The organism is Bradyrhizobium sp. Kon58, assembly GCF_055807455.1.
In genome coordinates this window covers 84,821-110,951 of record NZ_JBVVOT010000016.1, presented here as the reverse complement: position 1 = coordinate 110,951, position 26,131 = coordinate 84,821, and the positions used below count along the sequence as shown (strand labels likewise).

General features: G+C 64.3%; 25 protein-coding genes. 17 read left to right on the top strand and 8 right to left on the bottom strand.

Annotation, left to right across the window (positions count from 1 at the left end; translation table 11 throughout):
• Window positions 1-163: 163 nt before the first annotated feature.
• Complete coding sequence (locus AC0L20_RS24550) at window positions 164-2,773, bottom strand: CHAT domain-containing protein (protein ID WP_473293128.1); 2,610 nt, start codon at window positions 2,771-2,773, stop codon at window positions 164-166.
• Window positions 2,774-2,836: 63 nt separating this feature from the next.
• Window positions 2,837-3,586 (bottom strand): HugZ family pyridoxamine 5'-phosphate oxidase, encoded by a 750-nt coding sequence (locus AC0L20_RS24545; RefSeq protein WP_473293126.1) that lies wholly within the window; start codon window positions 3,584-3,586, stop codon window positions 2,837-2,839.
• Between the two features lie 242 nt (window positions 3,587-3,828).
• On the opposite strand from AC0L20_RS24545, the gene AC0L20_RS24540 reads away from it, so the two are divergent.
• The 5 genes from AC0L20_RS24540 to AC0L20_RS24520 all read left to right on the top strand — a co-directional run bounded on the left by AC0L20_RS24540 (window position 3,829) and on the right by AC0L20_RS24520 (window position 7,837).
• Window positions 3,829-4,530, top strand: a complete 702-nt coding sequence (locus AC0L20_RS24540) for a response regulator transcription factor (RefSeq protein ID WP_007597749.1) — start codon at window positions 3,829-3,831, stop codon at window positions 4,528-4,530.
• Between the two features lie 116 nt (window positions 4,531-4,646).
• Window positions 4,647-6,452, top strand: a complete 1,806-nt coding sequence (locus AC0L20_RS24535; protein ID WP_456767286.1) for a stimulus-sensing domain-containing protein — start codon at window positions 4,647-4,649, stop codon at window positions 6,450-6,452.
• Complete coding sequence (locus tag AC0L20_RS24530; RefSeq protein ID WP_473293123.1) at window positions 6,449-6,988, top strand: HPr kinase/phosphorylase; 540 nt, start codon at window positions 6,449-6,451, stop codon at window positions 6,986-6,988. The genes AC0L20_RS24535 and AC0L20_RS24530 overlap by 4 nt, the downstream gene beginning before the upstream one ends.
• Before the next feature lie 133 nt (window positions 6,989-7,121).
• Window positions 7,122-7,523, top strand: a complete 402-nt coding sequence (locus AC0L20_RS24525) for a PTS sugar transporter subunit IIA (RefSeq protein ID WP_007597752.1) — start codon at window positions 7,122-7,124, stop codon at window positions 7,521-7,523.
• Window positions 7,520-7,837 carry an HPr family phosphocarrier protein gene (locus AC0L20_RS24520; RefSeq protein WP_018460059.1) on the top strand — a complete coding sequence of 106 codons (318 nt, stop codon included), beginning with the start codon at window positions 7,520-7,522 and terminating at the stop codon, window positions 7,835-7,837. Before AC0L20_RS24525 ends, AC0L20_RS24520 begins: the two co-directional genes overlap by 4 nt.
• 15 nt (window positions 7,838-7,852) lie before the next feature.
• On the opposite strand, the gene AC0L20_RS24515 is transcribed toward AC0L20_RS24520, so the two are convergent.
• Window positions 7,853-9,478: a glycosyltransferase family 39 protein gene (locus AC0L20_RS24515; protein ID WP_473293279.1), complete on the bottom strand. Its 1,626-nt coding sequence runs from the start codon at window positions 9,476-9,478 to the stop codon at window positions 7,853-7,855.
• Window positions 9,479-9,604: 126 nt separating this feature from the next.
• Here AC0L20_RS24515 and lepA point away from each other — a divergent pair, with 126 nt between their 5' ends.
• Both lepA and AC0L20_RS24505 read left to right on the top strand, forming a co-directional pair.
• Window positions 9,605-11,416, top strand: a complete 1,812-nt coding sequence (gene lepA / locus AC0L20_RS24510; RefSeq protein ID WP_473293121.1) for a translation elongation factor 4 — start codon at window positions 9,605-9,607, stop codon at window positions 11,414-11,416.
• A gap of 219 nt (window positions 11,417-11,635) precedes the next feature.
• On the top strand, window positions 11,636-11,929 hold the full coding sequence (locus AC0L20_RS24505) for a hypothetical protein (protein ID WP_473293119.1): 294 nt from the start codon (window positions 11,636-11,638) through the stop codon (window positions 11,927-11,929).
• A gap of 129 nt (window positions 11,930-12,058) precedes the next feature.
• Here the strand turns inward: AC0L20_RS24505 and AC0L20_RS24500 are convergent, their stop codons facing one another.
• Window positions 12,059-12,832, bottom strand: coding sequence for an SDR family NAD(P)-dependent oxidoreductase (locus tag AC0L20_RS24500; RefSeq protein ID WP_473293117.1), 774 nt, complete (start codon window positions 12,830-12,832; stop codon window positions 12,059-12,061).
• Window positions 12,833-12,998: 166 nt separating this feature from the next.
• On the opposite strand from AC0L20_RS24500, the gene AC0L20_RS24495 reads away from it, so the two are divergent.
• Complete coding sequence (locus tag AC0L20_RS24495; RefSeq protein ID WP_473293114.1) at window positions 12,999-13,337, top strand: response regulator; 339 nt, start codon at window positions 12,999-13,001, stop codon at window positions 13,335-13,337.
• A gap of 20 nt (window positions 13,338-13,357) precedes the next feature.
• On the opposite strand, the gene AC0L20_RS24490 is transcribed toward AC0L20_RS24495, so the two are convergent.
• Entirely contained in the window at window positions 13,358-13,567 is a 210-nt protein-coding gene (locus tag AC0L20_RS24490; RefSeq protein WP_027514367.1) for a hypothetical protein, read from the bottom strand.
• Window positions 13,568-13,581: 14 nt separating this feature from the next.
• Window positions 13,582-13,755: a hypothetical protein gene (locus tag AC0L20_RS24485; protein ID WP_007604975.1), complete on the bottom strand. Its 174-nt coding sequence runs from the start codon at window positions 13,753-13,755 to the stop codon at window positions 13,582-13,584.
• A 123-nt stretch (window positions 13,756-13,878) separates the two neighbouring features.
• Between AC0L20_RS24485 and AC0L20_RS24480 the strand changes: the two genes are divergently transcribed.
• Window positions 13,879-14,340 carry a GNAT family N-acetyltransferase gene (locus AC0L20_RS24480; protein ID WP_473293110.1) on the top strand — a complete coding sequence of 154 codons (462 nt, stop codon included), beginning with the start codon at window positions 13,879-13,881 and terminating at the stop codon, window positions 14,338-14,340.
• 54 nt (window positions 14,341-14,394) lie between these two features.
• Here AC0L20_RS24480 and AC0L20_RS24475 read toward each other — a convergent pair whose 3' ends face one another.
• Entirely contained in the window at window positions 14,395-15,774 is a 1,380-nt protein-coding gene (locus tag AC0L20_RS24475) for a TAXI family TRAP transporter solute-binding subunit (protein ID WP_473293107.1), read from the bottom strand.
• 278 nt (window positions 15,775-16,052) lie between these two features.
• Between AC0L20_RS24475 and AC0L20_RS24470 the strand changes: the two genes are divergently transcribed.
• The 3 genes from AC0L20_RS24470 to AC0L20_RS24460 all read left to right on the top strand — a co-directional run bounded on the left by AC0L20_RS24470 (window position 16,053) and on the right by AC0L20_RS24460 (window position 19,945).
• Complete coding sequence (locus AC0L20_RS24470) at window positions 16,053-17,678, top strand: amidase family protein (RefSeq protein ID WP_473293103.1); 1,626 nt, start codon at window positions 16,053-16,055, stop codon at window positions 17,676-17,678.
• A 161-nt stretch (window positions 17,679-17,839) separates the two neighbouring features.
• Window positions 17,840-18,994, top strand: coding sequence for an acyl-CoA dehydrogenase family protein (locus AC0L20_RS24465; protein ID WP_473293098.1), 1,155 nt, complete (start codon window positions 17,840-17,842; stop codon window positions 18,992-18,994).
• Between the two features lie 207 nt (window positions 18,995-19,201).
• The gene (locus AC0L20_RS24460) at window positions 19,202-19,945 is read left to right on the top strand and encodes a hypothetical protein (protein WP_473293096.1); all 744 of its coding nucleotides are present in this window, start codon (window positions 19,202-19,204) and stop codon (window positions 19,943-19,945) included.
• Between the two features lie 45 nt (window positions 19,946-19,990).
• Here AC0L20_RS24460 and AC0L20_RS24455 read toward each other — a convergent pair whose 3' ends face one another.
• Complete coding sequence (locus tag AC0L20_RS24455; RefSeq protein ID WP_473293092.1) at window positions 19,991-22,153, bottom strand: EAL domain-containing protein; 2,163 nt, start codon at window positions 22,151-22,153, stop codon at window positions 19,991-19,993.
• A gap of 468 nt (window positions 22,154-22,621) precedes the next feature.
• Between AC0L20_RS24455 and mepA the strand changes: the two genes are divergently transcribed.
• The 5 genes from mepA (at window position 22,622) to modB (ending at window position 26,131) form a co-directional block, all read left to right on the top strand.
• Window positions 22,622-23,566 (top strand): penicillin-insensitive murein endopeptidase, encoded by a 945-nt coding sequence (gene mepA / locus AC0L20_RS24450; protein WP_473265096.1) that lies wholly within the window; start codon window positions 22,622-22,624, stop codon window positions 23,564-23,566.
• Between the two features lie 178 nt (window positions 23,567-23,744).
• Window positions 23,745-23,954 carry a TOBE domain-containing protein gene (locus AC0L20_RS24445; RefSeq protein WP_254109980.1) on the top strand — a complete coding sequence of 70 codons (210 nt, stop codon included), beginning with the start codon at window positions 23,745-23,747 and terminating at the stop codon, window positions 23,952-23,954.
• 1 nt (window position 23,955) lies between these two features.
• A complete protein-coding gene (locus tag AC0L20_RS24440; protein ID WP_473293085.1) occupies window positions 23,956-24,459 on the top strand; it encodes a hypothetical protein in 504 nt (167 codons plus the stop codon).
• A gap of 179 nt (window positions 24,460-24,638) precedes the next feature.
• The gene (gene modA / locus AC0L20_RS24435; protein ID WP_473293080.1) at window positions 24,639-25,424 is read left to right on the top strand and encodes a molybdate ABC transporter substrate-binding protein; all 786 of its coding nucleotides are present in this window, start codon (window positions 24,639-24,641) and stop codon (window positions 25,422-25,424) included.
• A gap of 11 nt (window positions 25,425-25,435) precedes the next feature.
• Entirely contained in the window at window positions 25,436-26,131 is a 696-nt protein-coding gene (gene modB / locus AC0L20_RS24430; protein ID WP_473293078.1) for a molybdate ABC transporter permease subunit, read from the top strand.

The following is a 26,131-nucleotide window of genomic DNA, read 5'->3' as shown; positions in this document are numbered from 1 at the left end:
GATTTGGTTTATTCAAGGACCGCGCCAAACGTCGCGCATGTCAGCTCTGAGCAGGCGCATCAAAAAATCAACAATGATCGCGCAACCAAATAGGCGTTTCGGCGTTTCCCGAGGTTATTGCGACGCACAACGCCGCAGTCTCGATGAAATTTCCAAGCCCACCCTATCTTACCGCGCCTTCGCCGATGAGCGCGAACGGCCCCCACATTGCAGGATAGGCGTTGCGCGGTGACGAGGTGTCGTCAACATAGGTTAACATTGCGCGGCGCAAGGCTTCGGCACGCCCTATTTTTGGTTCGTTTTTGAGCAGCTCGAAAGTCATCGTGGTCAGACGGGTGGCAGCTTCCGAATCCACGGCCCAGTGCGAGACCAGCAGCGCGCGCGCGCCGGCGTAGAAGAACGAGCGCGCCAGTCCGGACAGGGCCTCGGCGCCCGGCTTGTCACCCGCGATGGTGTTGCAGGCCGACAGCACAACCCAATCCGCATTGAGCTTGAGCTGAGCGACTTCACTCGCGGTGAGCAGACCGTCGTCGAGCTCCGTGGGCTGATCGGGAATGGAGAGTGCGAGCGAGGGCTCACCCAGTCCCTTGATGTCGCCGGCAACGAGGCCGTGGGTCGCAAAGTAGATGATGCCGTATTGAGCAAGCGCTGCACGCTTGAGTGTCGTCTCGCTGGCGTCGCGGCCCAGATGAATATCGGCCTCGGCAGCCCCGACATCCCTGGCCACCGCGTTCAACTCATCGGCGGTATCGGGCAGTTGCGGCAGCGCCTGCGCAAGCCGCGCGCGATCGACGCCGGCACCGCGCCAGAAATCACTATAGGCGATGGTCGCGATGCTGCGCGCGGCGACCTTACCGTTCGCGGCGCGCCGCTCGGCGGGCGCTTCCAGTGCAGGATTGAACACGGGATCGCCGAAGCCGGTCATCGGCTTCACGCTTTGATCCCGACGCGCGAAGGCGCGCAGCGATTTCAGACTGACCACCGACGGCAGCACCGAGACAGCCTGGCGCCGCAGCAGCCAGGCGGCGCCGCGGTAGCCATCGAGCGTGTCCGGGATCGCAGCCTGCGGCTTCTCGGTGACGAGCAGATGAAACGGCAATGCGGTCAGCGCAGCCGACGGCACCACCAGCAGGCTGCGCTTGTCCTTTGTCAACGCCTCGACCGGACCGAGCAGCGCGACATGGAGCTCGTTGGCGAGCGCGAGATCGAACAATCCGGATTTGCCGGAGGCATCTCGCGCTTTGCCGACGTCGAGTCCCTTGCGGAATGCCGTCACCTTCTGCGTCAGCGCATCCGCGCCGAGTGGAATCGCCTTCCAGTCGACGCCCTCGCGCGCGATCGCGACGACATAGCTCTGCCTGTCGACGACGGAGTAGAGCACCATCGCCTCGTCGGCCGACAGCAGCGACTGGATGTCCTTTGCCGTCAACGGCAGGGGATTCGAGAGCGACGCGTAGTCGGGAAACTCGACCGTGAGCGTCTTCTGCAAGCCCGTACGCTCGTTGGCAATCGCTGCAATCCGCGCGCGGCTGCGCTGCTCGGTCGCGAGATCGCGCTGCGCGGATTGCTTCGACACCGCGGTGACGATCGCCTTGTCGAGTGCCTCGGACTCAGCCGCGAGATCCTGGTCCCGGCGCACCAGCTCGGCGAGGCGGTCGCTGCCGGCGGCAAGCCGGACCGCGAGCTTGTTCACGGCGGACGCGGCGGAGGATTGCGTGCCGCGTTGGATCGCGGCGAGGGCCTCATCCAGCGCCTTGTCGCCGGGCAGCAGATCTTGCTGGCGCGCAGCGAACAAGACCGGCAACACGACGCGCAACTGGGCGCGATCGCCCCGAAGCGTCTTTTCCGCGAACGGCAATGCGTCCGCGGTGCGCCCGGCCACGTAGAGGAAATAAGCCAGATTGCTGGTCGAGGTCATGACGTCAGGATGATCAGGCCCAAGCGCGCGTTCGCGGATGAGCAGCGCGCGGCGATAGAGCGGCTCGGCGTCGCCGTAGCGCTGCTGGTGCTCGTAGAGGCCGGCGAGATTGTTCAGCGAGCGGGCAACGTCGGGATGATCCGGTCCCAGCACCTTCTGGCGGATCGCGAGCGAGCGCTTGATCGGCGCTTCCGCGTCGGCATCGCGGTTGAGATCGCGATAGACCTGGCCGAGATTGTTCAGGACCGTGGCCACCGCCGGATGCTCGGAGCCGCCAGCCTTCTGATAGATCGCGAGCGCCCGCTGAAACAACGGTTCGGCGTCGGCATAGTGCTGCTGCTTCACATAGAGCGTGGCGAGATTATTGAGCGACTGGCCGACATCGGGATGCTCGCGCGACAATCCCTTCTCGCGAACGGCGAGCGCGCGCCTGAATAGAGGTTCGGCCTCGGCAAAGCGGCTCTGCCGTTGGTAGAGCGCGGCGAGATTACTCAGTTCGGCTCCAAGCAGCGGGGTTTCGAGACCGAGCGACTTTTCCATCAGCATGATGGCGCGCTTGTAGAGCGGCTCCGCCAGATCGTCGTGGCCCTGACCGGCATGAACCTGGCCGAGGTTGTTCAGCGCGGCGGCGAGTTCGCGACCTGTGTCGCTCTTCTCCAGGTTCGCGACCATGCCTTGCGCCAAAGGCAGTGCTTCCGAATATCTGCCGGCGCTCATGAGGGTGTTGATTCGCGCGCTCTCCGCGGCGAGACCTTTTTGGGCAGGGCTTGTCTGGCCAAGGCTGGGCGCGACAAGCGATGCGGTGATCGCGAGCGTCAAACCTGCAACCAGCGTCAGTTTATTCCATTCTGCCATGACGCTCTCGCCGCCGCCTTCAGACCGATAACGAACTTGGGTCGCGGCGATGGGCAGCAGCGTTCAATCTGTTGCGCTCTCGTCCATCCTGGTGCGCGCTTCGCCGGCGAGGCGAACCAGCATCTTGCGCAGCGCGGTGCCATCAGTAACCCGCTCCGGGAAGTCCAGCCGGAAGGCGGTCTGGCCGTCCTGCATGTCCAAGCCCTCCGGATCGCAGCCGGTGCAGCGCCAGTCGCCCGCGGCAGCGCCCAGCAGTTTTGTTGCATAGAGGCTCATGGCCTCGCGGTGGTCGGCATTCATGTGCTCCACCGCCCCCTCCTCCGCCGCCAGCAAGTCCTCGGCCCCCGTGAGGTCCGTGAGGAATTGCTCCGGCTCGAGGTCGACGATCCGACCGAAGCCGGCGACCAGATGAGTTCCCGTGGGCCGAATCCGGAAGAAGGAGAAATCCTTAAAGGAAACAAAGGCCTCCGCTGAGGGATGGGCATTGAGATACCGTCGCCGGAGCAGGTCCTTGTCCGCGTCGGCCGGCTCAGCATGGCCGGACAGCATGATCCGGGCGCCTTCCAACGGATCGCCCGCCGCCCGCTCGTCCAGCATCAGGGACACCCGGCTGTCGGCCAGGATGTTCCTGGTGTGCACGGCCAATCCCGAGATCAGCAGGATCGGAGAGCCATCCGGATGGCTGGCCAGATTGACCAGGGAGCAATAGGGATCGCCGCTGCCGGTCATCAGTGTCGCCAGAGCCCCCTGCCGTGACCGCCGCAGCAGCGATTTGGCGAGCTTTCCGGGGTCGAAATCGGGGGTCGGTTGCATCGGCTTTCTCGGGTCAGGTGGTTGCATGGAGGGCCTTTTTTCGGGTAAACCGGGGCCCGGTTATGGGTCGAGATGCGGCGAATCTGCCGTGTTTCGTGGAACTTGGTCACACTTCAGCCTAGCTTGCATTGCTCGGTGACAAGGTTCGAATGCCAACATCGGCACCCATGTATGCGGCGCATCAGTGGATTGCTCGCCGTTTTCAAGCCACGACCCAAACGGAAAGCAGAAAGCAGAGGCTCATGCCCACAATCGCTTTGGTCGACGACGACCGCAACATTCTCACATCCGTCTCGATCGCGCTGGAGGCCGAAGGCTATCGCATCATGACCTACACCGACGGCGCCTCCGCGCTCGACGGTTTCCGCACCACCCAGCCCGATCTTGCCATCCTCGACATCAAGATGCCGCGCATGGACGGCATGGAGACGTTGCGCCGGCTGCGGCAGAAATCCGACCTGCCGGTGATCTTCCTGACCTCCAAGGACGAAGAGATCGACGAGCTGTTCGGCCTCAAGATGGGCGCCGACGACTTCATCCGCAAACCGTTCTCGCAGCGCCTGCTGGTCGAGCGCGTCAAGGCGGTGCTGCGCCGTTCGGCGCCGAAGGACCCGACCGTCACGCCGAAGGAGAACGACGCCAAGGCGCTCGACCGCGGCCTGCTGCGTATGGATCCTGAACGGCACACCTGCACCTGGAAGAACGAGCCGGTGACCCTGACCGTCACCGAATTCCTGATCCTGCAGGCGCTCGCGACCCGGCCCGGCGTGGTGAAGAGCCGCAACGCGCTGATGGACGCCGCCTATGACGACCAAGTCTATGTCGACGACCGCACCATCGACAGCCACATCAAGCGGCTGCGCAAGAAGTTCAAGGTGGTCGACAACGAGTTCGAGATGATCGAGACGCTCTACGGCGTCGGCTACCGCTTCAAGGAAGCCTGAGGCGCACGCGCCTCCACGAAAGACCGAGAGCATCGCCGGTTCTGATTCCATCGGCACCGGGATGGCTCTAGGATGCGGGGACCTTCGCACGAGCTGTCCTAACGCGGGCGTGAGCATTGCTTGACCGAACGCAGCCTGACGAGAACCAGAACGCCGAGGACCTCACCGCCCACGGCGCTCCGGATCAATTGGCCGAGGACAAGCCGGCCGTGCGGGGCTGGCGTCCGCTGAACTGGCTGAAGCGCGCCGGGCAATTCTTCTTCGCGCTGTCTTTCTCGAGCCTGACCCGCCGTATCGTCTCGCTCAACCTCGCCGGCCTCGTCGCGCTGGTCGCGAGCATCCTCTATCTCTCGCAATTCCGCGCTGGCCTGATCGACGCGCGCGCGCAGAGCCTGCTGGTGCAGGCGGAGATCATCGCCGGCGCCATCGCAGCCTCCGCGACGGTGCAGACCAACGCCATCACCATCGACCCCGACCGGTTGCTCGACCTCAAGCCGGGGGAGACCTATGGCGGCTCGGACGAGTATTCCCCGCTGGATTTTCCGATCAATCCGGAGCGCGTGGCGCCGGTGCTGCGCACGCTGATCTCGCCGACCAAGACGCGCGCCCGCATCTACGACCCGAACGGCAGCCTGCTGGTCGACAGCCGCAGCCTCGATACCGTGGTGCGCTTCCCCCTGCCGTCCGTCGCCGCCGAGAAGCCGGGCATGGTCGAACGCGGTATGGTCGCGGTCCGCACCTGGCTCAATCGCGGCGACCTGCCGCTCTATCGCGAGCTCGGACCCGAGAACGGCAATGGCTATGCGGAGGTCGGCGACGCGCTCCAGGGCCAGAAGCGCTCGATGGTGCGGGTCAATGCGCGCGGCGAGGTGATCGTCTCGGTCGCGGTCCCCGTGCTGCGCTCGCGCGCCATCCACGGCGCGCTGATGCTGTCGACGCAGGGCGACGACATCGACCAGATGGTTACCGCCGAACGCCTCGCCATCCTCAAGGTGGGCGGCGTCGCCGCCGCGGTCATGATCATGCTGTCGCTGCTGCTTGCCAGCACGATCGCAGGTCCGGTCCGCCGGCTCGCAGACAGCGCCGAGCTGATCCGCCGCCGCATCAGGACCCGGGTCGAGATTCCCGACTTCACCCGTCGTCGCGACGAGATCGGCCATCTCTCCGGTGCGCTGCGCGACATGACCAGTGCACTCTACAGCCGCATCGAAGCGATCGAGATGTTCGCCGCCGACGTCGCCCACGAATTGAAGAACCCGTTGACCTCTTTGCGCTCCGCGGTCGAAACGTTGCCGCTGGCGCGCAACGAGAACAGCCGCGCGCGGCTGCTCGAGGTGATCGAGCATGACGTCAAGCGGCTCGACCGGCTGATCTCCGACATCTCCGACGCCAGCCGCCTCGATGCCGAACTGCAGCGCCAGGATGCGATCCCGGTCGATCTGCGCCGCCTGCTGACGACGCTCGTCTCCGTTGCCAATGAAACCAAGCTCGGCCATGACGTCGCGGTCGAAATGCGTTTCGAGGGCCGCGGCCCGACCGACAATTTCGCCGTGACGGGCCACGATTCGCGGCTCGGACAGATCGTCTCCAACCTGCTCTCGAACGCACAGTCCTTCTCCGAGCCCGGCAACAAGGTGCGCCTCACCTGCCGCCGCGTGCGCGGCGAGATCGAGATCGTGGTCGACGACGACGGCCCCGGAATCCGCGACGACGCGCTGGAGCGCATCTTCGAGCGCTTCTACACCGACCGCCCTCATCAGGGCTTTGGTCAGAACTCCGGCCTCGGCCTGTCGATCTCCAAGCAGATCGTCGACGCGCATGGCGGACGCATCTGGGCGGAGAACCGTCCCGGCCCGGCGGACGAGGACGGAGCGCCTGTTGTTGTCGGCGCGCGCTTCGTGGTGAGGCTGCCGGCGCTATGAGCCAAGGCAGCTCGGACGAAGGCGGCCCCAGCATTCACGCCTCGGCGGTCAAGGTTGGAGATCTGGCGGTGCTGATCCGCGGGCCCTCGGGCTCCGGCAAGTCGCGCCTTGCCTTCGATTTGATCATGGCGGGGCGTAGCGGCGTGCTCGAAAGGGCCGTTCTGGTCGGTGATGACCGTGTCCATCTGGCGACACTCGGCTGCGAAATTGAGGTCCGCCCCGCCCCGGTCCTGGCCGGCCTGATCGAGATCCGGGGGCTCGGAATCCGCCGCTGCGACTTTGTGGAGCATGCGACCGTCGGCCTCGTGGTCGATCTGGACGCCGCGGATGCGGAGCGGCTGCCGCCGGCCGAATCCCTGAAAACAGTCATTTTAGGTGTCGAAATACCGCGAATCCCCATAGGCCGCGACTATTCGCCCCTCTCTCTGGTTGTTGCGGCCTTGACCACTACCAAGAGTTCATCTTCGGTTAACCCTTCAGGCGATTGTTTGAAGGGAAATGGTAACCATATGAACCCCACACTCGCGACCGAATAGACCGGCGCAGCTCCCCTTATCCATCCGTCTAGATTCAGGGAGATACGCAACATCCCCTCTTGCGCGGGGGCTCTGGATGGTCAAAGTGGCGCGTTCGTGCGGTGCACCAAAAGCGCCCGCGAGGAGTTTTCCGATGATTGGTCTAGTACTTGTGACCCACGGGCGCCTTGCCGACGAATTCAAGGCAGCGCTTGAACATGTCATGGGCCCACAAAAGCAAATCGAAGCAATCACGATCGGCGCCGAAGATGATTCCGATCTCTGTCGAAGCGACATCATCGAGGCGGTTAACCGCGTCGATTCCGGCGACGGGGTCGCGATCCTCACCGACATGTTCGGCGGCACGCCATCCAACCTGGCAATATCCTGCATGAGCCGGCCGAAAGTCGAGGTGCTCGCGGGGATCAACCTTCCCATGCTGGTGAAGCTCGCCAAGGTGCGCGAGGAGCGTCCGCTCCCGGACGCGATCGCGATGGCTCAGGAAGCCGGCCGCAAATACGTCACCATCGCCAGCCGCGTCCTCGCCGGCAAATGAGCGACGAGGCGCCGCAAGCCGGGACGGGCGTGCCCGCGGGCGCGATCTCCAAGGACCTCCTGATCATCAACAAGCGCGGCCTGCACGCGCGGGCCTCCGCCAAGTTCGTCCAGGCCGTCGAGCGCTTCAGCGCGCAGGTCTGGGTGACGCGCGGCGGCGAAACCGTCGGCGGCACCTCGATCATGGGCCTGATGATGCTCGCCGCCGGTCCCGGCACCACCATCACGGTCGCCGCGTCCGGCGACGATGCCGAAGCCGCGCTGGCGGCGATCACCGAACTCGTTGAAAGCAAATTCAACGAGGAAGGGATTTAGGCGGCTTCGCCTCGATCAATTCCCCGGCGGCGCGATGTAGATGTTCCAGCTCATCGACGGACCGGCCTTGCCGTGAGTGAAACGGCGCGTCGTCATCACGATGCGCTCGGCGTTCGGCGCAACCTCGGACACCCATTTCTCGAACGCCGGCAGGCGGCCGTCGGCCGGATCGAACACGCCGATGAAGCCGAATCTCTTGACGTCATCGGACGAAATCAATCCGGACCCCCAGGCTTCGAGCGGCGTGAACGCGGCCGGATGATCCGGGCTGTAGAACACCATCGGCTGGATCGACTCCATGGTGCCGGCGACGACCGCCCAGCGCGAGGCGAAGCGCGCGTGCCAGGCTTGCGTCAGCTCGCGCGCGAGATCCGAGCGCGCGCCGTAAGTCGCCGTGTTGCCGGCATTGGCCGCCATCTCGCGCGCGGCGATCCACGGCGAGGCAGCGAGCGTGGCGACGCTGAGCACGAGCCAGATCGCGACAATGTTGAACAGCGCAGCACTCTGCACCCGCAACGCGGGGATCGCGACCAGAGCGAGCGGCACCAGGAAGAACAGCGAGATGCCCCAATCGGTCTTCATGTAGATGCTGAAGGCGAGCGCGCCGAGCGCGGGGCCGACCGCGACGATGATCTGGATAATCCAGACGTTGCGCGCCTGCGAAAGGTTCACGCTCGCATTCGCGCCGCGCGCCCAGGCCCGCGTGACGATGCGCAACGGCGCACGCAACAGCAGCCTGAACCAAGGCGGCACCAGCGCCATCGCCAGCGCGGCCAGCGCCACCGGCAATGCCAGCAGCGCGACATTATGCAGGGCATAGCCGGCCACGAGCTGATGCACCTGGCCGCTGTCCTCGAGGCTGTAGGTGTCGCCGGCATAGGTCAGCGGCACGAAATGCGCGTCCGCCAGCCAGACGATGTGCGGAATCATCGCCACCACTAGCGTCGCGATCGCAACCCACGGCGCCGGCGACGCCAGGAATCTCATTCGCTCCGGATGGATCAGAGCGGCAAGCCCAATGGCGCCGATCATGGTCAGCACCCAGTATTTGGTCATCAGCGCCAGCGCGCCGGCAAGGCCGAGCAGGACTCCGGATTGCCAGCTCCGCTTCTCGAACGCATTGAGATAAGCGAGCACGAGGAGCGGCAAAGTGACGAGCTGGAGCAGGTCGGGATTGTACTTGAAACCCTTGAAATTGAAGATCGGGTAGAGCGCGACCATCACCACGACCAGAAACGCGCGCCGCGCATCCACGACGCGCAGCGCGATGAGCCAGCAGATCACCATACCGGTGCCGACGGTCGCCATCGCGAGCGCATAGGTCGCCCAGTCCGTCGGCGGGAACATCGTGAACCAGAGGCCGGCGACCCAACCCGACAGCGGCGGGTGCTTGCCATAACCCCAGAGGAATTTCTGCCCCCAGCCCCAGGCTTCCGCGACGTCCATGTGAACGTCCTGCGCGGCCTTGAGATTGATCAGGATGAAGGTCCAGAGCACCGCATGCAGGATCGCGAGCTGGATCACCAGCCAGAGGCGCGCCTCGGGGCGGGTCGCGCTGGCAACCAGCCAGGCCCGAAAGCGGGCATAGCTCACGCGGGTCTTCGCGCGGGCTCGGGCAGACGGGATCGAGGTCGTGGACATGGGCCTGGACATCAGGCGTTGCGTAGCGCGTTTCGGGCCTTCGTGGAATCAGCTTGGCGTGAACAAAGGCCCTGAAATTACAGCAATATGGTTGCCGCACGGGGGTGTGAGTGGTATCCCGCGCCCATGACGACCGTCCCCATTTCCAACATCCGCAATTTCTCCATCGTCGCCCATATCGACCATGGCAAATCGACGCTGGCCGACCGCCTGATCCAGATGACCGGCGGCCTCACCGACCGTGAAATGGCTGGCAAGGAGCAGGTGCTCGATTCCATGGATATCGAGCGCGAGCGCGGCATCACCATCAAGGCGCAGACGGTACGTCTCGCCTACCGCGCCAAGGACGGCAAGGATTACATCTTCAACCTGATGGACACGCCCGGCCATGTCGACTTCGCCTACGAAGTCTCGCGGTCGCTGGCGGCCTGCGAGGGTTCCCTGCTGGTGGTCGACGCCAGCCAGGGCGTCGAGGCACAGACGCTCGCCAACGTCTACCACGCGCTCGATGCGGGGCATGAGATCGTTCCGGTCCTGAACAAGGTCGACCTTCCCGCCGCAGAGCCGGAGAAGGTCAAGCAGCAGATCGAGGACGTCATCGGCATCGACGCCTCCGACTCCGTGATGATCTCGGCCAAGACCGGCCTCGGCGTGCCCGATGTGCTGGAAGCGATCGTCACCCGCCTGCCGCCGCCGAAGGGTGACCGCGAAGCGACGCTGAAGGCGTTGCTGGTCGATAGCTGGTACGACGTCTATCTCGGCGTCGTCGTGCTGATCCGCGTCGTCGACGGCGTCATGAAGAAGGGCAGCCGGGTCCGCATGATGGGCACGGGTGCTGCCTATGACATCGAGCGCGTCGGCTTCTTCACCCCGAAGATGACGCAGGTCGACGAGCTTGGCCCGGGCGAGATCGGCTTCATCACCGCCGCGATCAAGGAAGTGGCCGACACCCGCGTCGGCGACACCATCACCGACGACAAGAAGCCTGTCACCGAGATGCTGGCGGGCTTCAAGCCCGCCATTCCCGTGGTGTTCTGCGGCCTGTTCCCCGCCGACGCCGACGACTTCGAGACCTTGCGCGCGGCGATGGGCAAGCTGCGCCTCAACGATGCCAGCTTCTCCTACGAGATGGAGACCTCGGCCGCACTCGGCTTCGGCTTCCGCTGCGGCTTCCTCGGGCTGTTGCATCTGGAGATCATCCAGGAGCGTCTGTCGCGCGAATTCGATCTCAACCTGATCGCGACCGCGCCGAGCGTGATCTACAAGATGAGCCTGACCGACGGACAGGAAATCTCGATTCACAATCCCGTCGACATGCCTGATGTGGTCAAGATCGCGGAGATCCAGGAGCCCTGGATCGAGGCCACGATCCTCACGCCCGACGAATATCTCGGCAGCGTGCTCAAGCTGTGCCAGGACCGCCGCGGCGTGCAGAAGGAGCTGACCTATGTCGGCTCCCGCGCCATGGTGAAATACGATCTGCCGCTCAACGAGGTCGTGTTCGACTTCTACGACCGCCTCAAGTCGGTCTCCAAGGGCTACGCCTCGTTCGACTATCATCTCACCGACTACAAACCGGCCGATCTGGTGAAGATGCAGATTCTCGTCAACAACGAGCCGGTCGACGCGCTCTCGATGCTGGTGCATCGCACCCGCGCCGAAGGGCGCGGCCGCGCCATGGTCGAGAAGATGAAGGATTTGATCCCGCCGCACATGTTCCAGATCCCGATCCAGGCAGCGATCGGCGGCAAGGTGATCGCGCGCGAGACGGTGCGCGCGCTGCGCAAGGACGTCACCGCAAAGTGCTACGGCGGCGACATCACGCGTAAGCGCAAACTTCTGGAGAAGCAGAAGGAAGGCAAGAAGAAGATGCGGCAGTTCGGCAAGGTCGACATCCCGCAGGAAGCCTTCATCGCCGCGCTGAAGGTGGATAGCTGAGGCGAGCGCCTCGCCCGGCTTGAGCGAGACGACACAGGTCCGGTTCGGGACCTTTAGGGCCGGACAATAAAAAAACGCGAAAACAACCCCATGCACAGTAGCCGGCCCTTTGTCGGCATTGAGTTTTTTCAAACTTCCGATTTTACGAAACCTGTTTGACTCGTCGGGCAAAACAGGGGCATGATGGCATCATGGCAGCGGTGCGGTCGGCAGGCGGCGATGTCCCATCAGAGCAAACCAGTCACGCTCGTGCTCGTGGCCCGAATACCGGCAGTGGGTATCGCGGACTTTCGAGCCTACGAGGGCGCGGTTCTACCGCTATTGCCCGAGTTCAACGGACGTCTGGAGCGCCGGCTTCGAACTCCGGATGGCACCATCGAGATGCACATCGTCAGCTTCGCATCCGATGAGGACTTTCAAAACTATCGGAATGACCCTCGGCGGACGGGTCAAGCCTCGTTGCTGGAAAAATCAGCAGCCAAGCTGGAAGTGTTTCCGATGGCGGACGTCTGACGGACCTCACGCGAGGTCTTCGGTGCGATCGGAGGAAACACCCGCTCGACAAGGCATCGATGCACATTCCGGTCATTTGGACCAACGCACGATCAGCTCGTAGCTCGTAGGCCTTCAGGCGAACTGCTTCTACGCCGGAGGCAGTGTCACCCCCGTCAACTCGCCCAGTCTGTCCAGAAGCCGCTCCTGAAAATCGGGATCGGTCGCTTCGTGCGCCGGCTCTTGCTGCCGGAGGTCATGCCAGTAACGACCGCTGACCAGGGCGGCGGGATCATCGCTGACCGCGAGCCAGGTCTGCGTCCGTTGTCCGGTGGCTACGCCGACCGGCGCTCCGGCACCGCCCATTTTGGTGCGTGCCCAGCCGGGATCGACGGCGTTGCTCAGCACCTGCGGCCAACGCCGCGCCAAGGCAAAGGCCAGTGCGACCACGTGCAGCTTGCTCTCCGCATACGCCTTGGCCGGATCCCAGGTTCGCCTGGTCCAGTCGAGATCGCCTAGCGATCCCTCTCCGCCGCGATGGAGTCCGCTGCTGAGATACACCAGCCGATCGGGGCGTTTCATCAGGGCGGTGAGCAAATAGGGCGCGAGCGTGTTGACCGCCAGGGTGGTGGCGTGGCCTTCGGGGGTCGGGCCGCGGCTGCGCTCGGTATAGACCCCGGCGTTGTGGATGACCGCGTCCATTCGTCCGATTGCGTTGACCTGGTCTGCCACGTGCCTCGTCTGGGCGGCGCTCTTGAGGTCGCCGATCACGACCCGTGCGGAATGCGATTCAAGCCCGGCGATTGCCGCCGCACGTTCCGCCGATCGTGCGTGCAGGACGACTTGGTGGCCCTGTTCGAGGAGAGACTGGGCAGCTGCGCGGCCCAGACCGTCCGTGCTGCCCGTGATGAAAACGATTGCCATGGCCACTCCTGTTCGATCCCCGCTTCGGCGCCTGCCTCGAAACCTCAAGGAGAATGCAACATGTTCGACGGATCATGCCGTGGCGCAAGGAGCGCCGAACGAAGACATCACAACCGAACAATCTTCCAGGATGCGCATTAACATTCGATAAGTTGGGAATGACCGCATGTCGAATTACGTCATGCTGCTGGTCGAGGACGACTCGCTCCAGCGCGAAGTTCTATCCGACCTTCTCAAGGACGAAGGGTTCGAAGTCGTCGAATGTGCCACCGCAGAAGCGGCGGAGCTTATCGTGGCGTCGACGGGCACGGAGCTACGGGCGCTCATCACCGATCACAACCTCGCGGGGAGAATGACCGGGCTCGAGCTCGCAGAGTACGCGCGCAGCGCTCATCCCGGGCTCAACATCGTGCTGATGTCCGGGACGGTGATGGCGCCGCTGCCGCCCAACACGATTTTTTTGCGCAAGCCGTTTGCGCCCGCCCACTTGCTGGCGGCCGTGTAGAACCAGGATGCTCTCGAGGGTCATCCGCCCGAATTTTCCGCGCCGACGGCGTTCTCGCTCTCCGGCACCGTCAGCCGGACCGAGTGACCCTGCCGCATGGCGAGCGATGCCGCGGCCACAGCCGCCTCGAAAGCGGCTTCCTTGGTCTGGTACGTGTTCCGGATTTCGCCATCGTGATCGACGTGCCAGGCACCGTCCCTGCCAACAATATCATAGGCTGCGAGGCCCATGGTCTATCCCTCCTTCATGCGTCCGGGGTTGCCTTGGAGGCCTGGGTGCTGCTCACCGGGTCAGACGCCGGGAAACTGTCCTTCAAGCCCTTGTCCAGCTCGTCGTCCCTGGCCTTGTCGCGTCGGATGCCCCGTTTGAGATCCTCCGCGTTCTTGTCCGGCGGTGCCGGATCGAATTTCTCGGTCATGCAAGTGTCCTTTCGCTACCTCAAACGCCTGGAGCTCCTGACCGTTCCTTTTCATGGAACCAATGCTGTCGCGGTTTGGTGTAGAATGGATAATTCAGAAAGCGCGCGCAGCTGGAGCGACCCATGGAATGCGCAATCCGACCCGCACTTCGAGATGACGCCGCCCATATCAGTGCTGTCATCGCGCGTGCACTGCGGGAAACGAACGCGAAGGATTATACGAACGAGATCATCGAAAGGATCGTGCGCAGCTTCAGCCCGGAGGCCGTGCGGCAGTTAATCGGACAACGCACCGTGTTCGTCGCCACCATCCGCGGCCGCGTCGTTGGAACTGCGAGCCTCGACGGGTGCGTAGTCCGCACGGTGTTCGTCGCTCCACACGTTCAAGCACGCGGCATCGGCAAGCTGCTGATGGCCGAGATCGAGCGCACGGCGCGCGTACGAAACGTCGCTTCGTTGACCGTCCCTTCTTCCGTCACCGCCGAGACTTTCTACGCGCGGCTCGGGTTCAAGGCGGTGCACGACAGCTATCATGGCGACGAACGCACGATCATCATGGAGCGCCTGCTAAAGGATCCGATCTAGATCCGGTTTGGACTATTCTCTGGGATTCAGCAGCCTGAGGGCTTATCGTATCGCCTAGCGCCGCGCGGCGAGCACGTTCAACGGAGCCGGCTGCAACGCCGCGCGCCTCTCGACGACGGCATGATTAAACAGTTCGAGCACCAGGCCGAAGGCTGCCAGCTCCTCCTCCTCGATGGCGCCGTCATCGTAGCAGCCGAGCGTTTCCTCGATGATGCTGTCGACCTCCTGCTGCATGGCCAGCAGTTCATGGTCGAACTCCGCAGTGCGCACCTTGGAAACCAGCGCCAGAATTCTGTTCCGATGGCCAGTGTTCTCGTCCCTTTCATCCCGATTTAGGTATTGACGCAGCCAGGCGCCGGCCGAACCAATGCCGGAGAGAAGCAGGAGCGCAAACCAGAAATAGTCGCCGTATCTGTCGAGGAAGGTGCGCTCAGTGCCGTCGATCACGGCCGCCGCTCCCCGGTGTACCGGCAGCTCGGCTTCTTTCTCGGTGTCCGGCTTGGTGATTTGCGCAGCGCCAGGCACTTGCCTCGCAATCGCCTGGCGGAGGGCGAATTGCTGGCGGTAAAACGCCGCCACTGTCGTTTCGGACAAGGCATTCCGTGCGACAATCAAATGGCTGACGCTGACGGTCTCCACCTTGTCATCGGGCCAGGCTGGATTCGCATTGAAAATGCTTGGCGGAATTTCCTCCGATTCATAACGCGGATGCTTCAAGGCGATGGCTTCCGATGCGTCGATCGCGAGAAATTTCGGCGCGCCACGCGCCCGGGCGGTCGCGGCGACCGCGTCGGCGGTTATCTTGCTGTCGAGCGGACCGACAGCCATGAAGGCGTCGAGGCTCGGGTCGCGCGCCAGCTCCTCGAGCTGGCCCGTGCCGAATTGAGTGACCGTGACCTTGTCCGGCGCCACACCGGCGGCGCTCAGGATGACTCTCAGCAACGCGGCGTTCGCCGCCGTCGCGCCGATCACCCCCACCTTGTGCCCTGCGAGATCGGCGACCTCCTTGATTTTCGGCGCCGGCTTTCGCTTGGAGCCCTTGCCCGCAACTCCCGAAGAAGACCACAGCACGACGAAATTCTTGCGCAAGATGACGACCGTTTGCGCGTCGGCCGGCATTTCCAGATCGCCGCGCCCCACCGCAAGGTCAGCCTTGCCGGCACCGAGCAGAGCGAGAGCTTCGGCCGCTCCGGCGGTCGTGATCGGAGACAGCCTCACGGTCCTGCTTTCATTGGCAAAGGCCTCGGTCATCGCCTCGATCACCTTGTGATCGTTGCTTCCCGGCGGTCCGACGGCAATCCGAAGCGTTATCGGACGCAGCGCGTAATACAATGTACCCGCAGCGGCTCCAAAAACGAGAAATCCGATGGCTAAAATCAGCAGCAGGGTCTTCGTCTGTCTCCGCCCTCGGCGAGCCGCGTCACTGCGTTTCATGGGAGCATCAGACGAGGACATTTGGCGCTGCCGGTTGGAGGTCAAATTCGCTGCCTGTTTCGGAAGAGTATCATGCCCTTCTGGGAAACGATAATGTCCGAGCAGCACCAATAGTTTCTTGGGGACTGCGTGAGCTCTTCGAGCTTGCGCCATCATCTCTGATTCCGCACTTCACGTAGCGATTGCCGGATTGACGCCACTCCACCTTGATCGTCTTCGCCAAATAGATCACCATCGCGCGATTGACCGCTCACGGCAGTATGGGCGAGGAAACGCGCATGTCCGAGCTTCCTGGATCTTGCCTGACTGAACGGACGCCGTCGGCGCCGACCATACAGACGCTCGCGCACGCGCCGATGAGCGACGTCATCGATGCCTTGGCCGGCGGACGGATCACCGCGAGGGCGCTGGCCGAATTCTATCTTGGCCGGATCGCGGTCTATGACCGCGACGGGCCTAAACTCAACTCGGTCCGCGCACTCAATCCCGATGCGCTCGCGGGCACGCTCGACGGCACGAGGCCGTCGGCCCAGCGGCCGCTGGCGGGCGTGCCGATCCTGCTGAAGGACAATATCGCGACCGGCGACGAACAGCCGACCACGGCGGGCTCGCTGGCGCTGGAGGGCGCGCGCGCCAGGGATGACGCCACCATTGTCAAGCTGCTGCGGGGCGCCGGCGCGGTGATCCTGGGCAAGGCGAACCTGATGGAGTTCGCCAACATGCTCGCGATCGACATGCCCGCGGGCTATTCATCGCTGGGCGGCCAGGTGAAGAACCCCTATGCGCCGGCGCTGATGGACGATCGTGGGATTCCGGTGGTGTCTCCAGGGGGATCGAGCTCGGGTTCGGCGGTCGCCGTGACAGCCGGCCTCTGCGCAGCCTCAATTGGCACCGAGACCTCAGGCTCGCTGCTGCACCCCGCCAGCCTGAACGGCCTCGTCACCGTGAAACCGACCGTCGGGCTGATCAGCCGCGCCGGCATCCTGCCGATTGCGCACAGCCAGGACACCGCCGGTCCGATGACGCGCACGGTGCGCGATGCCGCGATGCTGCTGAATGTGCTGGCTGCCAAGGACCCGCTCGACCCAGCGACGCGAGAGCAGCGGCGGCCGGCCGACTACACCGCCGGCCTCGTCACCGACGCGATGAAGGGCGCGCGCATCGGCGTGCCGAGCGACCCCGCTGACCCGCTGAACGATTGCTATTACGGCAAGCTGCCGCCGAAGTCGGCCAAGCTGATGGCCGAGGTGATCAAGGTGCTGGAGGATCTCGGCGCCGTCATCGTGCGCGCCAGCATGCCGACACTTGGCTGGATCGGTGGGCCGGGCACGACCATGGCCGTGCTCAACCGCAATCCGCTGAGCGCCCACAAAGGTACGGTCGCAAGACCGCCGGTCGTCTTTCTGTATGAGATGAAGCACGGTCTCAATCTCTACCTGAGGGATTGGGCGACCAACACTGACATCAAGACCATGGCCGACATCGTGGCCTTCAACGCAGCGAACGCCGACAAAGCGCTCCGTTTCGGACAGGACCACTTTCTCGCCGCTGACTTGACCAGGGGCGATCTGAGCGAGCCCGAGTACAAGTCCGCACGTAACATGGACCTGCTCTCCGCCAGGACGCACGGAATGGACGCCTATATGAACCAGCACGAGCTCGATGCGGTGCTATTCCCCGGCGCCTATGGCGCCGCAATTGCCGCCAAAGCAGGTTATCCCGGCGTCATGGTGCCTGGCGGCTTCGTCTCGGGCACAGACGACGGCAAAGACACGCCCGACTATCCGCTCGGCGTCACTTTCGCAGGGCGCCCTTGGAGCGAGCACAAGCTGCTGCGTCTGGCGTATGCCTTCGAGCAAGCAACCAACGCACGCAAGCCGCCGCCGGGTTTGTCCGAGCTGTGATATCGCCCGCGTCAGCGCGAGCTCGAAGATCGAACCGTCATTCCACGGCGCGCCAAATGGCGCGGGCGCGGAATGACGGTGGGACCAGCTTGATCCTCCCCGCCAGATGGACCACCATTGCCTCCTTACCGCTCACAGCAAGAATGGGCGAGGAAACGCGCATGAACGCAACTCCCGGATTTGGCCTCGTCGAGCGGGCACGGGCCATCGCACCGCTGATCGCGCGCGAAGCCGACGAGATCGAGCGGACGCGGCGGCTGACGCCGGCCGTCGTCTCAGCACTGATCGAGAACGGGCTCTACCGCGCGCTGCTGCCGCAAAGCCTTGGCGGCACTGAAGCTGCGCCGGAAGCCTTCATGCAGATGCTGGAGGAGATCGCGAAAGCGGATGCCTCCACCGCCTGGTGCCTCGGCCAATGCAGCGTCTGCGCGATGATCGCAGCGTCGCTCGACCACGACACCGCGCAGGAGATCTTCAACACGGCGCCGGGCATCCTCGCCTGGGGTGCAATCGCGCATGAGGCGCGCATCGTCGAGGGCGGCTATCGCGTCACCGCCCGCTGGGATTTTGCCTCGGGCTCGCGGCAGGCGAGCTGGCTCGGGGCGCATGTCCGCATCGTCGGGGCCGACGGCGCGCCGCGGAAAAATGCCGACGGCTCGGCGGAGGTGCGCACTATCCTGTTTCCGGTCGCGAGCGCCGTGCTGCACGACGTCTGGCAGGCGATCGGGCTCGCCGGCACCGGCACCGATTCCTACGAGGTCGCCGACCTGTTCGTCCCCGAGCGCTTCACCGCGTTTCGTGACGTGCCGTCCGCGCTGCGCGAGCAGGGTCCACTTTACAGGGTCGGCACCGGCTCGACATTCAGCCTCGGCTTTGCCGCGGTGTCGCTCGGCGTGGCGCGCGCCACGCTGGATGCCGCAATCGCGCTGGCGCGCGGCAAGCATCAGTCGCTGGCGGCCAGCGCCATGCGCGACAACGGGGCGGTCCAGGGCCTGATCGGCCGCACCGAGGGCGACCTGCGGGCCGCGCGCGCCTATCTCTATGCGACGGCAAGCGCGATGTGGCGCGATCTCTGCGCGACCGGCGAATTCAGCGCGGCGCATCGGAGCTCGGTTCGCCTCGCCGCGACCTGGACCATTCACCAGTCGGCCAGGGTGGTCGACACCGCCTACCACATGGCCGGCGCGACCGCCGTATTCCGCAGCAATCCGTTCGAGCGACGGTTTCGCGACATGCACGCCATCGCCCAGCAGATCCAGGCGCGTGACACGCATTACGAGGATGTCGGTAAGATGATCCTTTCCGGAGACCGCTGACGTCGACCAGTTGCGACAGTGCACGCACGCTGACCTATATTGAGTTCGTCATCCGGCGTCTTTGTCGCTGAACCTTTGTAGATTTTGCCGGACCAATTTCTATAGCTACAGGAACGACAGCTTTTCCGCTGTAACCGCGCCGAGCATATGGAAGTGATAATTCCGACTTGTTTTTAGCGCGCTGCCTTTGCGCAAGAGAGGTCCGTTATGGGCCGAACAGCTGGCAGGAAAGTCAGTTGCCATGCCATACGGCGTCATTCGCCGGGATGGCACCAACCTAGCATTCTCATTGTTGCCATCCTCTGCAGCGCATGCACTCTCCTGTTTGCGAGCGAAGCCGTGGCTCAATGCTCGGCGCGAGACGTGCTGCGGAATCAGCTGAAGCTCAAGCAAACGCGCTCTGATGGGCCGCAGATCCCGATCAGATCCGCCGTCGATCACCCCGTGTGGAAGACGATCAGGATCGGGGCGTTTGCAAATGTCTTCGCTCTCAGTAACGCGTTGGATGCGGCAGGTTGTGGCATCGGAAACTCGGCCGGCGAAATTCTCGCGCGGCCGACGTTTACCGTCAGCGCCACGACAACGAGCGTAGAGCTTTTCACGGTGTCGGCAGCCGAACTGGGCTTTCGGACCGACACTGCGTTGCTGGCGGACATCTATGCGCGCGCCAAACAATTGGGTTTCGGCCTCGCGGCTGCAGAAGTCGGACCACAATTGAGGGTTCAATATTTCGACCAGCCGATCGGTGAGTTTCTCATCATCGGAATGGAGCCAATCAGGACCTGGCAGGGCGCGCCCGTCATCTTGAATGTAGCCAATGGCGGCGCGGGACTCATTCTCATCGGCCAGGATGGCAGTGCCGATGCTCAGATCCCCACGGCATCCCGCTTCGTATTCGTGCGGTCCCATGAAACCGCTCCTGCCGAGGCAGTAACACTTGTCGGCCACTGAATTTGAACTGTGCCCAACTCAAGACGCAAGCCGGCATCCCGCAGCCTAGGCCACCAGCGCGGCATCCTCGCCTGCACCGTCGATGCCGCGCTGTGCCGCCAGCAGGCTAACGATCTCCGCATTCGGCCGGGCCTTGCTGAACAGAAAGCCCTGGCCTTCGTCGCAGCCCTCAGTGCGCAGACAGCTCAACTCGGCTTCGGTCTCGACGCCTTCAGCGGTGATGGTGACGCCGAGGCCTTTGCCGAGGCTGACGATGGAGCGAATGATCGCCTGGGCCTCGCGATTGGCGCCGAGATCGCGCACGAAAGACTGGTCGATCTTGATCTTGTCGAACGGGAAGCTGCGCAGATAGCTCAGGCTGGAATAGCCGGTGCCGAAATCGTCCATCGAGATGCGCACGCCGAGCGCGCGCAGCGCGTGCAGCGTCGCCAGCACCTGGGCGCTTTTCTCCAGCAGCAGCGTCTCCGTGATCTCGAGCTCGAGCCGCCGCGGCGGCAGGCCGGAATGCTTCAGCGCATCCGTCACCACCGAGAGCAGATTGCCGCTGCGGAACTGGAGCGGCGACAGGTTGACGGCGACGCGGACGTCGTCCGGCCAGGTCGCGGCATCGTGGCAGGCCCGGCGCAGCATCAGGCCGCCGAGCGGATTGATCAGCCCGGTTTCTTCCGCGACCGGAATGAACTCGGCCGGCGAGACCATGCCGCGCTCGGCATGCGGCCAGCGCACCAGCGCCTCGAAGCCGGTGATGCGGCCGCTCTGGAGGTCGATCAGCGGCTGGTAGTACGGCCGCAGCACGTCGTTCTGGATGGCGTCGCGCAGCTCGACCTCGATCTTGCGGCGGGTCTGCGCTTTCGCATCGAGCGCCGCCTCGAAGAACGCGAACGAGCCGCGCGCATCCAGCTTGGCGCGCGACAGCGCCATGTCGGCGCTCTTGAGCAGCTTTTCGGAATCGTCGCCGTCGCCCGGCGCCATTGCGATGCCGATGGAGGCGCCGATCACCACGGAATGGCCGTCGAGCAGATAGGGATCGCCGATGGCTTCGAGCAGGCGCTTGGCCAGCAGCACCGCATCCTCGGGACGCGTCAGGCCGCTCTGCACGATTGCGAACTCGTCCGAGTTCAAACGCGCCAGCGCGTCGTCCTCGCGCAAGGTCGAACGCAGCCGCTTGGCGACGCCGCGCAGCAGCTTGTCGCCGACCGCGTGCCCCAGCGTGTCGTTGACCGCCTTGAAATTGTCGAGCCCCAGCATCAGCAGGGCGACCTTGTCGGTACTGCGCCTCGTATGCAGCAGCATCTCGTCGACCTGCTGGCGCAGCAGATTGCGGTTTGGCAGACCGGTCAGCCCGTCATGCTGGGCCATGAAGGCGAGCCGTGCCTCGGCGCGCTTGCGCTCGGTGATGTCCATCAGCGCGAGCAGCACCGCGGGCCGCTCGGCATAGGTCAGTTCGCGCGAATAGATCGCAAGGTCGATCAGGGCGCCGTCGGCCTTGACGTGCTTCCAAGTGCGTCCAGCCTGCTCCTCGCCGGCCGAATCGGCGGTCCAGGGCGGCTCGCTGTCGAAAGCCTGAAGGGAACGGATCGTCAGCCGCTCGAACTCGGCGCGGCTGTAGCCGTAATGGGCGACCGCGGCATCGTTGACGCCGAGGATGCGCTCGTCGTCCAGCGCGCAGACGATCATGGGGACTGGATTGCCGTCGAACAGCAGGCGGAACGAGGCCTCGCGCTGCTTCAACTCGGTGATGTCGACGCGCAGGCCGACGACGCCGCCGTCCTCGGTCAGCCGCTCGTCGATCAGGATGACGCGGCCGTCCGCCAGCTTCTGCTCGTGGCGCGCGCCGGGCTGATAGAGCTTTTGCAGCCGCTCGGCGATCCATTCTTCCTCGTGGCCGGCAGCCTCTGGATAGTCGCCGCGGGCGACGCCGATGCGCAGCGTGTCCTCGAGGCGCGCGCCTTCCTCGAACAGATCGGCGGTCTTGCTGTAGATCTCCGCGTATTGCTTGTTCCAGAGCACGTAGCGGCCCTCGGCATCGAGAAACACGATGCCTTGCGGCAGGATCTCGATGGCCTGGCGCAGGCGCTCATGGGATTTGCGCGCTTCCGCGATCGCGGCCTCGGCACGGCCGCGCAGACCTTCGTCGCGTTCGGACGGAGGATGAGGGGCGCGCGCAAAGCGCGGCTTGCGCCGGTGCAGGCCGGACCTGCCAAGCACGCTGCCCTTTCGCTTTTTCGGCTTTCGAAACCCCAAACTCAACTTCACTCGTCCCAGTCGCGCCCAGTGATCGCAACTCTTGGGGCAAGTGTCTGAAAAAAAGGTAATCTTGGGTGGCATGGCGATGGGACGCACGGTCTGGCAGTCTCGAAAAAAAAGCCCTCATTGCCCGTTTGCAAGGCGCGGCAGTGCCGATGGGCGCTCCAGGCGCATCGCACCGTCGTCATCGGAGAACGAGATGACGCAAAATTGCGCGCCGCCTTTGAATCATTTCCGGGATCGCACGCGATTGCATGCAGAAGGGCGTGAGCACGCGTCCCGCGCACGAATTTTGGTCAATGCATGAGAGGGTTATCGCGTCGTTAAAAAACGGCCGGCCGACGCCGCGGAACTGCGACTTTTGAACGAATTTCAGCCGAGGGACTGTTTCTTAACCCTGGCGCGGTGTTGGGCTATAAGAATGTCAACATGAGTCCCCGCCGCCTCGCCCCTCTCCTGCTCGTCATGACGCTCCTGGCCGCCGGCGACGCGCTGGCCCAGGACAAGGGCAGCGTCAACCCAAAGCCGCTGCCGCCGCTCGCCAATCCGAACGATCCCAATATTGGCGCCAAGGAGTTGTTTGCGCGAAAGCTGCTGCCGTCGAAGGGACCGGCGCATGTCATCGGCTCCTATGTGAAGGGCTGCATCGGCGGCGCCGAGCAGATGCCGCTCAACGGCGACAATTGGCAGGTGATGCGGCTGTCGCGCAATCGCAGCTATGGTCATCCCGCGATGATCGCGCTGATCAAGCGGCTTGCCGCCAGGGCGCACAAGGACGCGGGATGGCCCGGCATCCTGGTCGGCGACATCGCCCAGCCGCGCGGCGGGCCGGCGCTGTCCGGCCATGCCAGCCACCAGATCGGCCTCGATGCCGACATCTGGCTGACGCCGATGCCTGACCATCGCTTATCGCGCGAGGAGCGCGAGGACATGTCGGCGGTGATGATGGTGCGCCCGGACCGGCTCGACATCGATCCGAAGGTGTTCACGCCGGGCCATGTGCTGGTGCTGCGCGACGCGGCGCAGGAGCCGGCGGTGCAGCGCATCTTCGTCAATGCCGCGATCAAGAAAGCGCTGTGCCGCGAGGCCAAGGGCGACCGTTCCTGGCTGTCGAAGATCCGGCCGTGGTGGGGCCACGACTATCACTTCCACATCCGCATGCACTGCCCGGCGGGCGCGAGCGACTGCGAGGGCCAGCCGTCGCAATCCGAGGACGAAGGCTGCAAGCCCTCCGATCTCGCCTATTGGTTCAGCGACGGCGTGCTGCACCCCAAACCCCCGCCGGAGCCCCCGAAGCCCAAACCGCCGATGACGCTGGCGCAGATGCCGGCGGCATGCAAGGCCGTGCTGCACGCGGGCAATGCGAAGCCGTAGCCGGTCAGGCTGTAACAACTTCGTCAGCGGCTAGTCCTCGGACCTCCAAATGCGTTAGAGTGCGGCGCTGCCCTGCCGTAAGCGGGTCGGCCCTGCCGGGATGCAATCCCGCCCTCATCAACCAAATCCCTCCTCACGCGTGCGGCTTCGTCGCGCGCGCCTGCCATTGTGAGAGCCCATGCGCATCAGTGCACGCAACCAGATCAAGGGAACGGTCGTCGAAGTCACGAAGGGCGCCACGACGTCCCACGTCCGTGTCGACATCGGCAACGGTACGATCGTGACCTCCTCGATCACCAACGAGGCGGTCGACGACCTCGGCATCAAGGCGAAGGGGCAGGTCACGGTGGTGATCAAGGCCTCCGATGTGATGATCGCGGTGGACTGAGATGCGCATCCCTTTGCTGCTCGGATTGCTGTTGCTCGGTATCGTGCCCGCCTTCGCCGCCGAAGAACCCAGCGGCTGCGACAAGTTCAAATGGCCGATCGAGCGCGACCGCGCCGCGCTGACTGCGCCCGACCGTGCCAAGATGACATCGGGAAGCGAGCAGGCCGCGTTGCCGTCGTCGGCCATCACGCTGGGACTGGTCGAGCCCGCGGAGGCAAAACTGCCGACGCCTCCGGAGCGCGCGCCAAAGGACGGCACGTTTGCCGGCTTCACTGGCATCAAGGCCCCGAAGGCCGGGCTCTACACGGTCAGCCTGTCCTCGGGCGCGTGGGTCGATTTGGTCCAGGACGGGCATGCCCTCAAGCCCGTCGCGTTCAGTGGCGCGACCGATTGCGACGGCATCCGCAAGACCATGAAATACGAGCTGTCGGGCCAGCCCGTCGTGCTCCAGGTCAGCGGCGCCAAGAACAATTCGCTCTCAATCGCCATCCTGCCGGCGCAATAAGCCAAACGGTCGCCTTTGACCTGAGGCCCCGGCCTGCTATCTTCGAGACCAGCGATATCCCTGCCGGCCGTAAGCCGCCGCCGGGACCCGTGGAACAGCGCTTCCGCCCGTCGCCCAGACCCACCAACGCCGGATCTGCGCGCGCTTCTTGCGCGCGCGATCTCGCACGGAGCGCATCCATGATTCGTATTGCCGGACTTTTCACCGCCTTCGTGATCCTCGCGGCCGCGGCGCTTTCGCCTGCTAGAGCTGAGGACAAGACCATCACCGTGTTCGCGGCAGCCTCGATGAAGAACGCGCTCGACGAAGTCGACGCCGCCTACACCGCCAGGACCGGCGTCAAGTTCAGCGTCAGCTATGCCGCAAGCTCCGTGCTCGCCAGGCAGATCGAGCAGGGCGCGCCGGCCGATGTGTTCGTCTCCGCCGACACCGACTGGATGGACTACGCGATCTCCAAGAAGACCATCAACGAGGCGACCCGGGTCAATCTGCTCGGCAACAGCATCGTGCTGATCGCGCCGAAGGAGTCCAAGCTCGACAACGTCGCGATCGCGCAAGGCTTTGACCTCGCAAAACTCGTCGGCGACGGCAGGATCGCGACCGGCGACGTCAAATCGGTGCCGGTTGGTAAATATGCCAAGGCGGCGCTGACGAGCCTGGGTGCCTGGCAGGCCGCGGAGCCGAAATTCGCCATGGCCGAGAGCGTGCGTGCCGCGCTGACGCTGGTCGCGCGTGGCGAGGCCAATCTCGGCATCGTCTATTCCACCGATGCCAAGGTCGAGCCCGGCGTGAAGATCATCGGCACATTCCCGGCGGATTCGCATCCCGCGATCATCTATCCCGTCGCTGCAACCACGACAGCAAAGGGCGAGACCAGCGACTATCTCACCTTCCTGCGCTCGACCGCCGCCAAGACCATTCTGGAAAAATACGGTTTCAAGTTCCTGATCAGCCCCTCGACTTAATTTGCGATTTAATGCTCGACATCTCTCCCGCCGAATGGACGGCAATCCTGCTCTCGCTCAGGGTTGCCGTGACCGCGACACTGGTGGCAACGCCGTTCGGCATTGCGCTGGCGTGGCTGCTCGCGCGGCGTGATTTCTGGGGCAAGTCGGTGCTCGATGCGCTGGTGCATCTGCCGCTGGTGCTGCCGCCTGTCGTCACCGGCTATCTGCTGCTGCTGACCTTTGGCCGCCGCGGCCTCGTCGGCGGTTTCCTGGCGGACCATCTCGGCATCGTCTTCGCCTTCCGCTGGACCGGTGCTGCGCTTGCCTGCGGCCTGATGGCGTTTCCGCTGCTGGTGCGCCCGATGCGGTTGTCGATCGAGGCGATCGACCGCCGGCTCGAACAGGCCGCCGAGACGCTCGGCGCCACTCCTTTCAAAGTGTTCTTCACGGTGACGTTGCCGTTGGCGCTGCCCGGCGTGCTCGCCGGCATGGTGCTTGGCTTTGCCAAGGCGATCGGCGAATTCGGCGCCACCATCACCTTCGTCTCCAACATTCCCGGCGAGACCCAGACGATTTCGTCCGCGATCTATTCGCTGATCCAGACCCCGGACGGCGACGCCGCCGCGGGACGGCTCGTGGTCGTCTCGATCGTGCTGGCGCTCGGTGCGCTGATCGCCGCCGAATGGTTCGCCCGCCGCGCCACCGCGCGCCTGCACGGGAATTGA

What these genes read in the sequence shown, in the direction of transcription:
- AC0L20_RS24530 (WP_473293123.1), top strand. Translation starts at nt 6,449, where the DNA reads ATGAGCCAAGGCAGCTCGGACGAAGGCGGCCCCAGCATTCACGCCTCG.
- AC0L20_RS24515 (WP_473293279.1), bottom strand. Translation starts at nt 9,478, where the DNA reads ATGTCCACGACCTCGATCCCGTCTGCCCGAGCCCGCGCGAAGACCCGC.
- AC0L20_RS24545 (WP_473293126.1), bottom strand. Translation starts at nt 3,586, where the DNA reads ATGCAACCGACCCCCGATTTCGACCCCGGAAAGCTCGCCAAATCGCTG.
- modB (WP_473293078.1), top strand. Translation starts at nt 25,436, where the DNA reads ATGCTCGACATCTCTCCCGCCGAATGGACGGCAATCCTGCTCTCGCTC.
- AC0L20_RS24440 (WP_473293085.1), top strand. Translation starts at nt 23,956, where the DNA reads ATGCGCATCCCTTTGCTGCTCGGATTGCTGTTGCTCGGTATCGTGCCC.
- AC0L20_RS24460 (WP_473293096.1), top strand. Translation starts at nt 19,202, where the DNA reads ATGGGCCGAACAGCTGGCAGGAAAGTCAGTTGCCATGCCATACGGCGT.
- AC0L20_RS24465 (WP_473293098.1), top strand. Translation starts at nt 17,840, where the DNA reads ATGAACGCAACTCCCGGATTTGGCCTCGTCGAGCGGGCACGGGCCATC.
- AC0L20_RS24445 (WP_254109980.1), top strand. Translation starts at nt 23,745, where the DNA reads ATGCGCATCAGTGCACGCAACCAGATCAAGGGAACGGTCGTCGAAGTC.
- AC0L20_RS24525 (WP_007597752.1), top strand. Translation starts at nt 7,122, where the DNA reads ATGATTGGTCTAGTACTTGTGACCCACGGGCGCCTTGCCGACGAATTC.
- AC0L20_RS24490 (WP_027514367.1), bottom strand. Translation starts at nt 13,567, where the DNA reads ATGGGCCTCGCAGCCTATGATATTGTTGGCAGGGACGGTGCCTGGCAC.
- AC0L20_RS24500 (WP_473293117.1), bottom strand. Translation starts at nt 12,832, where the DNA reads ATGGCAATCGTTTTCATCACGGGCAGCACGGACGGTCTGGGCCGCGCA.
- AC0L20_RS24485 (WP_007604975.1), bottom strand. Translation starts at nt 13,755, where the DNA reads ATGACCGAGAAATTCGATCCGGCACCGCCGGACAAGAACGCGGAGGAT.
- AC0L20_RS24495 (WP_473293114.1), top strand. Translation starts at nt 12,999, where the DNA reads ATGTCGAATTACGTCATGCTGCTGGTCGAGGACGACTCGCTCCAGCGC.
- lepA (WP_473293121.1), top strand. Translation starts at nt 9,605, where the DNA reads ATGACGACCGTCCCCATTTCCAACATCCGCAATTTCTCCATCGTCGCC.
- AC0L20_RS24550 (WP_473293128.1), bottom strand. Translation starts at nt 2,773, where the DNA reads ATGGCAGAATGGAATAAACTGACGCTGGTTGCAGGTTTGACGCTCGCG.
- AC0L20_RS24540 (WP_007597749.1), top strand. Translation starts at nt 3,829, where the DNA reads ATGCCCACAATCGCTTTGGTCGACGACGACCGCAACATTCTCACATCC.
- AC0L20_RS24480 (WP_473293110.1), top strand. Translation starts at nt 13,879, where the DNA reads ATGGAATGCGCAATCCGACCCGCACTTCGAGATGACGCCGCCCATATC.
- AC0L20_RS24475 (WP_473293107.1), bottom strand. Translation starts at nt 15,774, where the DNA reads ATGAAACGCAGTGACGCGGCTCGCCGAGGGCGGAGACAGACGAAGACC.
- mepA (WP_473265096.1), top strand. Translation starts at nt 22,622, where the DNA reads ATGAGTCCCCGCCGCCTCGCCCCTCTCCTGCTCGTCATGACGCTCCTG.
- AC0L20_RS24505 (WP_473293119.1), top strand. Translation starts at nt 11,636, where the DNA reads ATGTCCCATCAGAGCAAACCAGTCACGCTCGTGCTCGTGGCCCGAATA.
- AC0L20_RS24470 (WP_473293103.1), top strand. Translation starts at nt 16,053, where the DNA reads ATGTCCGAGCTTCCTGGATCTTGCCTGACTGAACGGACGCCGTCGGCG.
- modA (WP_473293080.1), top strand. Translation starts at nt 24,639, where the DNA reads ATGATTCGTATTGCCGGACTTTTCACCGCCTTCGTGATCCTCGCGGCC.
- AC0L20_RS24520 (WP_018460059.1), top strand. Translation starts at nt 7,520, where the DNA reads ATGAGCGACGAGGCGCCGCAAGCCGGGACGGGCGTGCCCGCGGGCGCG.